Here is a 7,188-nt window from a genome sequence, read left to right on the forward strand (position 1 = left end):
AGTCGTCGCGAATTACTTCGCGGCGGGCTTCTGAGCGTCACCGGCCGCAGGCTGTTCGGCAGCCACGACCACACCGTTTTCATTGATTTTCATGGGAACCGGCTTCACCGGCATGCCGGGCGCGATCGATTGCAGACCGCTGACGATCAGCTGGTCGCCGTCCTTGACGCCCTGGTTTACGAGCCACGAATTGTTCGAGGGCGTCGCATTTTCGAAGACGCGGGTCTCGACCTTGCCGTCGCCGGAGATGAACTGTGCCGTCAGGCGGCCGTTGGCGTCGCGGCTGGTCGCCAGCTGCGGCAGCGCGTAGGCGTCCTCGGAGCCGAGCTCGACCGTGGCGCGGACATACATCCCGGGCAGGATGACGCGATCGGGGTTCGGGAACAGCACGCGGATGATGAAGGTGCCGGTCGTCTCGCTGACGATCTGCTTCGACATGTCGAGCTTGCCCTGCTGATTGTATTCCTTGCCGTTCTCGAGGATCAGCCGGAAGGCAACATTCGCCTTGTCCTTGATGTCGCCAGCGGCCATGGCATCGCGAATTCGCAGCAGGTTGGTGCTCGATTCCGTCAGCGAGATGTAGATCGGGTCGAGCTGGCGCACCGTCGTCAGCGCCGTCGTCTGGTTGGCGGCGACGACGTTGCCGATATTGTAGGCGGTCTGGTCGATGATGCCGTCGAAGGGGGCGAGGATCTTGGTATGATCGAGATCGATCTGTGCCGAGGCCAGAGCCGCGCGGGCGGATTCGACTTCCGCCTGGGCCTGCAGCAGCGTCGTCTTGGCGGTTTCGTATTCGATCTGCGTCGCGCCGCTGCCGACGAGGCGCTGGTAGCGGTCGAAATTGCTCTGGGCGCTCGGCACGCTCGCCTCAGCCTTGGCGATCGCGGCCTTGGCCTGTTCGACCGCGGCGACATAAGGCGCGTCCTCGATCTGGTAGAGCACGTCGCCCTTCTTCACTTCGCCGCCTTCGCGGAAGGTGATCTCGCGGATGATGCCGCTGACCTGCGGGCGGATATCGGCCGTCTGATAGGCTTCGGCGCGGCCCGGAAGGATCGTCGTAACAGGATAATTGTCCTTGGTCAGAGCGACGACGCCGACGGGTGCGGCCTGCTGGGCAGCACCGGCGCCAGCGCCTGCTGCGCCCGCCTGCTTGTTGCCGCTGTCGCTGCAGGCGACCAGGAAGCCGCCGAAGACCAGAGCCGTGGAGAGGAGGAGAGCACGCCGTATCATTCTGAATTCCCTGGTGCGGTTGGCATATGAAGGATCAGCCGGAAACAGCCGGACGCGCCATGGAAGACGCTACGCGATCCGGATCAAACGCCATCATCCGAATTTAAGAAAAGCTTTCTGAAGTGACGTAATTCAGCAATCGTCACTTATCAAGCGCTATTTTGCAGTGCGGCATCAACAAAGCTGACGATGTCGTGTGCTTTGTGAACGAGCGTGTCCCTGTCGTCGCGCGCAATCAGCACGGGATGGAGCACGCAGGCCAGCACGTCGGCGACGGTCACCGCGGCATGGCTGGTATCGGTGCATTTATAGCTTCCGGCGGCGACACCCTGCCTTATGATCTGCTCCAGACGATGTTCGATCCGCTCCCGGTAGCGGGTGCCGGCATCGAGCTTGGCCTGGATCGTCGTCAGCACCATTTCGAAGATGTAGGGGTTATCCTGGATGTCCTGCAGATGGGAATCGAGCAGGCGCAGGACGAAGCGCTGCAGCTGCTCCTTGGCCGGCAGATCGCCATCGACGGCGCCGAAGCGCTCGGTCGCCGCGCCAAGGTGAATTTCGGCGATGGCATCGACCAGCGCCGTCTTGGAATGAAAATGCTTGAAGATATTGGCGGGGGACATGCCGAGCGCGGTCGCGATATCGGCGATCGACACGGCCACATAGCCGCGTTGACGAAACAGGATCTCCGCCATCGACAGGATGTCGGCTCTCGTTTCCTCGGCCTTCCGTCTCGGCCTGCGTGCCATTCAGCCCTCTGCCGGTCTTTGCCGGCATCCCCTTATTTCCCGAAATGCTAACGCGACTGCGGCCGCGCCCGCAAGCGTGCAAAACGCAATGCGGGTACGGCCGGGCGATCGTCAGGCGAAATAGGGCGCGAGATTCTGGCGCACACGGGCAAGAGGCGTTTCGCCGCTGTCATCGGCAATGAAGGCCTGGCCGGTGATGGCCTCGAACGCCTTGATATAGACGGCGGAGGTCTGCTCGATCAGGTCGGCCGGAATCTCCGGGATCTCGTCCTTATAGGGATCGCAGCGATCGGCGACCCAGGCGCGGACAAAATCCTTGTCGAAGCTGACGGGGCGTCCGCCGCTTTCGAAGGCGGCCTGATAGCTGTCGGCCAGCCAGTAGCGGCTGCTGTCTGGCGTATGGATCTCGTCGGCGAGAATGATGTTGCCGTCGGCATCGGTGCCGAACTCGTATTTGGTGTCGACGAGGATGAGGCCGCGCTTGGCCGCCATTTCCTGGCCGCGGGCGAAAAGCGCCAGCGCGTATTTCGAGAGCGTGTCCCACTGCTCCTGCGTCAGCAGTCCGCGGCCAGTGATCTCGGCAGGCGTCAGCGGCGCGTCGTGACCGCCGTCGAATTCCTTGCTGGTCGGGGTGATGATCGGCGTCGGCAGGATCTGGTTGTCGCGCATGCCGTCGGGCAGGGTGATGCCGTACATCTGGCGCTCGCCCTTCTTATAAAGGGTGAGGATCGAGGTTCCCGTGGTGCCGGCGAGATAGCCGCGCACGACCACTTCGACCGGCAGGATGTCGAGACGCTTGCCGACGACGACATTCGGATCGGGATAGGCGATCACGTGGTTCGGGCAGATGTCCTTGGTCGCCTCGAACCAGTAGCGGGCCGTCTGCGTCAGGACCTGGCCCTTGTAGGGAATGCAGGTCAGGATACGGTCGAAAGCGCTGAGGCGGTCGGTGCTGATGATGATGCGGCTGCCATCCGGAAGATCGTAATTCTCGCGTACCTTGCCGCGGTAATAGTTCGGCAATTCGGGGAAATGGGCTTCGGATAGGATTCGCACGGGCTCAGCATTCCTTTGTGGGAGAGGTTTATCCCTGCTCTAGTTTCATTGCGGGCGATGTCAAGCAAATGGCGTTCAAAGCCAGACAGCCGCGACAATCAACACTGTCATTATATATCCGAGCAGCGCCAGCGGGCCACCGGCGCGCAGGAAATCCGAAACCCTGTAGCTGCCGATGCTCATGGCGAGCGTATTGTTGTGGTGGCCGAAGGGCGTCAGGAAATCGAGCGAGGCGCCGGCCGCGACGGCGATCAGGTAGGCTGCCGGCGGATGATGCGCGGCTTCTGCGAATTCGATAGCGATCGGGCTGAGCACGATCGCCACCGTCGCATTGTTGACGAAGGGCGTCAGCGCCATGGCGACGAAGAGCAGCACCGCCATTCCGGCGAGCGGCATCGAGATCGGCACCACGAGGCTCAGCCATCGCGCCACGACTTCGGCGGTTCCCGTCGTCTGAACGGCGGTGCCGATCGGGATCATCGCCGCAAGCATGATGACGATCGGCCAGTTGATGTCGGCCATCGCCTGGCGGATGTTGAGGAAGCGTGTGACGGCGAGCGCAAAGACGACGATGGCGAAGGCGATCTCGGGTCTCAGGACGCCGAAGGCCGGGAGCAGCACACCGGCCGCAAAGATCGCGAAAGGGTACCACGAGCCTTTCGAGCTGCCCGCCGATGGCTGGGTCGCAAGCGGCAGGCATTCGCATTCGTCCAGCGCCTCGGCGATCGCATCGCGCGTGCCTTCGAGCACCAGGATATCGCCGATCGACAGCTGCAGATCCTCGAAGCGTCCTTCGATGCGCGGCGAGCGCATGGAGATCGCGGTGACGGTAATGCCCCGGCTGCGGAAGACTTCGAGCGAGCGGATGCGCGAGCCGATCAGCGTGCTCTCCGGCATGACGACGGCCTCGATGCGGGCGAAATCGGTCTGCAACCCGTTCGGATGCGCGGGCGCCAATAGGGCGCCGCCCGCTTCGAGATCGGAAAAGACGCTGTCGGCGCCTTCGGCGAGCAGGGTGTCGCCGGGTTCGATCACCGATTTGGCGAGACTGCCGAACACGAAGCTGCCGTCGCGGATCAGCGCATGCGGCTGCAGCCCGAAACTGTCAGCACAGTCCGACAGGCGTATCCCGACCAGCGGCGAGGAGAACGGGATCTCGCGCTCGGCGACGATGCGGCGGGCGGCGGGCGCCGGGCCGGAAATTTCCTCGTCTGCTTCAGGGAACAGGCGGGTGACGAGGAAGGAAATGAGCAGGATACCGGCTGCCGCGACTGGAAGGCCGGCATAGGCGAAGTCGAAGAAGCGGAAGCCTTGACCTGTTGCCTTTGTCAGCGCGTCGGAGACGAGCAGGTTGGCCGGCGTGCCGATCAGCGACACCAGCCCGCCAAGCAGGGCGGCGAATGAGATCGGGATCACCAGCTGGCGGCGCGGGATCTGCAGCACGGTGCCGACCCTCAGCGTTGCCGGCAGCATGATGGCGAAGGCGCCGATATTGTTCATGAAGACGGAGATGAAGCCGGTGATCGATGCCAGTGAGGCGATGACGGCAAGGTTTGACCATTTCGCCGATTGAAACCGCTGCGCCAGTCCATCGAAGAACTTCGCCTGCGCCAGCACCTGCACGATCAGCAGGATTTCGACGACGGTGATGACGACGGGGCTGGCGAAGCCGGAAAAGACCGCATCGGCGGGATAGAGCTTCAGCAGGAAGCCGGCGAGAAGGCCGCCGATCGCCACGACCTCGATCCGGAAGCGATCGAGGGAAAACAGAATGAGCATCGCCGCGAGGAGAACCAGCAGGGAGGCTTGCTCGACATTCATGGGCAGGCTCGCGTTGCAACCGTCAGCCGAATGTAGCGGCGTCTCGGCGGCTGTATAGAGAGAGGCGGAAGAAAGATCGCACAATCCTCAGCTTGAAGCCGACCGCCATCAGCGCTCATGGCGCCGGTGCGCGCCAGCGGCCTTCCGCGGTCTTTTCGAGGATCGGGGTGGCGAAAACGCCGGTGGTGCGGTCCAGCCACTGATCACCGGCGGCGGCGAGCTTGCCGCGCCAGCGCCCGGATTGCAGCATGGCGGCGCCGATCGCAACCGGTTCGATGCCGCACTGATCGAGCAGGCCGAGGCCGGAGACGATCGACGTGCCGCTGGAAATGACGTCGTCGACAAGTGCGACACGGCGCCCTTCGAGCAGCGGCAGCATGCGCGGGTCTATATAGAGACGCTTCTGCTGGTCCGGCGTGGTGATCGAGGAAAGCGCGACCGAGAGGTCGTCGCGGTACCAGAATTTGCGCGAGGTGCCGAGCGGCACATATCTGATATGGCCGAGCTTCTGGGCAACGGCGGCGGCAAGCGTCAGGCCGAGCGTCGGCAGACCGGCGATGATGTCCGGCTTGAACTGCTGCAGCCTGGCAGCAAGCGCTGCCGCCAGCGCATCGAGAACGGCAAAGCTCGCCTGGTTGACGATCAGCGAGGCCAAAGCGTGTTCGCCATCGGCGAGAACGCGGATCGGCAGGCGCAGCTGGCGGCCGTCATCCAGTTCGGCGACAAAGAAATGCGTGAAATCGCCAGCGGTCTCGAAGGTACCGGGCGGGTGGAGTTCCTGCCAGAAGTCGTGGGGAGCGATCTCCATATGGCGTTCAATCCCGTCTTGTCTTTTCCATGCCGGTGCGCCGCTTGAGATCGCGGAGCTCCGTCTCTGTGAGCGCGCGGACGGCGCCCTTTGGCAGTTCGCCGAGTTCCAGGCCGCCGATCGCCACGCGCACCAGCCGCAGGCATTCGGTATCGAGGGCTTCGAGCATGCGGCGGATCTGCCGGTTGCGGCCCTCGTCGAGTTCGACCTCGATCCAGGAATTGCGGTCGCCGTTGCGCAGCAGCCGCGCCGAGGTCGCCTTCAGGAGCTCGCCGTCGTGGCGCACGCCGTAAGTCATTTCGGCGAGCAGCTCTGCATCCATGATCCTGTTGACCTGTACATGATAGGTCTTGGCGACATGGGTGATCGGATCGAGCAGGGTCTGGGCGAACTTGGTGTCATTGGTGAAGAGCAGCAGGCCTTCGCTCGCCTTGTCGAGGCGGCCGACCGGCGACAGGTGCGGAACGTCGAAATCCTTCAGACAGTCATAGACGGTTGGGCGCCCCTCAGGGTCGTGACGGGTGGTTACCAGGCCGCGCGGCTTGTTCAGCATCAGGTAGATCTTGTCTTCGGCGGCGATCGCCGTGCCGTCGACCGAGATCTTCGCGGTGGCGATATCCACCCAGGCGCTGGCATCGGTGATCTTGCGGCCATCAACGAGGACGCGGCCCTCGGCGATCAGCCGTTCGGCCTGGGTCCGCGAGCAGAAGCCGAGCTTGGAGAGCGCGCGGGGCAGGGTCACCCGCTTGCCGCCATTGTCGGCGGCGGGCTTGGCGCGGTCTCGCAACTTCTGCGGGGGGCGCCGATCCCTCACTGCGCTGTCCTTGAAGCGTTCATGGAGCAGGTTCTTGGCACGAACGGAAGGATGGCGCCAGCGTGGGCCGGAGAAATCCAGAGAATTTCAGAGAATGGGGATATGCGGGGCGCACGAATAGGTATCGGCGCGAAGGGCGCCGTGACGAAGGATTAGAGGGTCAAAAACCCATGATCTGCCATGCCAGTATCAATGATCGGCCGCAATCAATGATAGGCCAGGAAACCTGCAAGCTCCTGACGGCTGACAGTGATGCCGGCCGCCGCTTTGACCGGATCGGGATGCGTGTAGGACAGGCTTGCCATGTCGGGCAGGTCGAGTGCCTGCTGCATGTTCATGATGCCGATGGCGCGACGGCCGTTTACGCCGTTTACGCTAACCTCGACGATACAGTTCGTCTTCCGGTTTTCCATGATTAGTCCTCCCTCGTTATATGATCTAATACCTTGCATTAAAAATTGGTTTTTCTAAGACCTAAGTATTTACGGACCTTGGCGAATTTAAGGTCGCCAAGGCCCGCAATAAGTCATAATTATTGTGCGTCGCGGTATCAGCGCCACCAGTTGCGCTGCGGTGGTTGCTGCTGGCCGCTGACGAGATATCCGGCAAGGAAGCCGAGCGCGCCGACAAGCGCCAGCGCCGTGGTCGTGGCGGCCGGATGTTCGCGGGCGGCGCCTGCGGCGGCCTTTCCTTCGGCGCGGATATGGGCA

Annotated in this window: 8 protein-coding genes (1 of these 8 cut by a window edge); all 8 read right to left on the reverse strand. The window is 62.9% G+C overall.

The window, feature by feature from the left end; translation table 11 throughout:
- Positions 1-12: 12 nt before the first annotated feature.
- Positions 13-1,230, reverse strand: coding sequence for an efflux RND transporter periplasmic adaptor subunit (locus F2982_RS13625; protein ID WP_203428128.1), 1,218 nt, complete (start codon positions 1,228-1,230; stop codon positions 13-15).
- 149 nt (positions 1,231-1,379) lie between these two features.
- Complete coding sequence (locus F2982_RS13630; RefSeq protein WP_203428129.1) at positions 1,380-1,979, reverse strand: TetR family transcriptional regulator; 600 nt, start codon at positions 1,977-1,979, stop codon at positions 1,380-1,382.
- A 111-nt stretch (positions 1,980-2,090) separates the two neighbouring features.
- A complete protein-coding gene (locus F2982_RS13635) occupies positions 2,091-3,035 on the reverse strand; it encodes a phosphoribosylaminoimidazolesuccinocarboxamide synthase (protein WP_130284644.1) in 945 nt (314 codons plus the stop codon).
- Positions 3,036-3,110: 75 nt separating this feature from the next.
- The gene (locus tag F2982_RS13640) at positions 3,111-4,856 is read right to left on the reverse strand and encodes an SLC13 family permease (protein WP_203428130.1); all 1,746 of its coding nucleotides are present in this window, start codon (positions 4,854-4,856) and stop codon (positions 3,111-3,113) included.
- A 115-nt stretch (positions 4,857-4,971) separates the two neighbouring features.
- A complete protein-coding gene (locus F2982_RS13645) occupies positions 4,972-5,658 on the reverse strand; it encodes a phosphoribosyltransferase (RefSeq protein WP_203430073.1) in 687 nt (228 codons plus the stop codon).
- 13 nt (positions 5,659-5,671) lie between these two features.
- On the reverse strand, positions 5,672-6,478 hold the full coding sequence (locus tag F2982_RS13650; protein ID WP_203428131.1) for a pseudouridine synthase: 807 nt from the start codon (positions 6,476-6,478) through the stop codon (positions 5,672-5,674).
- Between the two features lie 206 nt (positions 6,479-6,684).
- The gene (locus F2982_RS13655; RefSeq protein WP_112720539.1) at positions 6,685-6,891 is read right to left on the reverse strand and encodes a hypothetical protein; all 207 of its coding nucleotides are present in this window, start codon (positions 6,889-6,891) and stop codon (positions 6,685-6,687) included.
- Between the two features lie 137 nt (positions 6,892-7,028).
- On the reverse strand, positions 7,029-7,188 hold the final stretch of the coding sequence (locus F2982_RS13660; RefSeq protein ID WP_112720538.1) for a hypothetical protein. Its footprint extends 179 nt past the window's final position; 160 of the gene's 339 nt are visible here — the last part of the coding sequence; its start codon lies beyond the right edge, outside the window; it ends in the stop codon at positions 7,029-7,031.

It is taken from the genome of Rhizobium sp. BG4 (genome assembly GCF_016864575.1).
Taxonomy (GTDB): domain Bacteria; phylum Pseudomonadota; class Alphaproteobacteria; order Rhizobiales; family Rhizobiaceae; genus Rhizobium.

Coding starts and splice junctions, on each gene's coding strand:
- F2982_RS13625 (WP_203428128.1), bottom strand. CDS start 1,230: ATGATACGGCGTGCTCTCCTCCTCTCCACGGCTCTGGTCTTCGGCGGC.
- F2982_RS13630 (WP_203428129.1), bottom strand. CDS start 1,979: ATGGCACGCAGGCCGAGACGGAAGGCCGAGGAAACGAGAGCCGACATC.
- F2982_RS13640 (WP_203428130.1), bottom strand. CDS start 4,856: ATGAATGTCGAGCAAGCCTCCCTGCTGGTTCTCCTCGCGGCGATGCTC.
- F2982_RS13655 (WP_112720539.1), bottom strand. CDS start 6,891: ATGGAAAACCGGAAGACGAACTGTATCGTCGAGGTTAGCGTAAACGGC.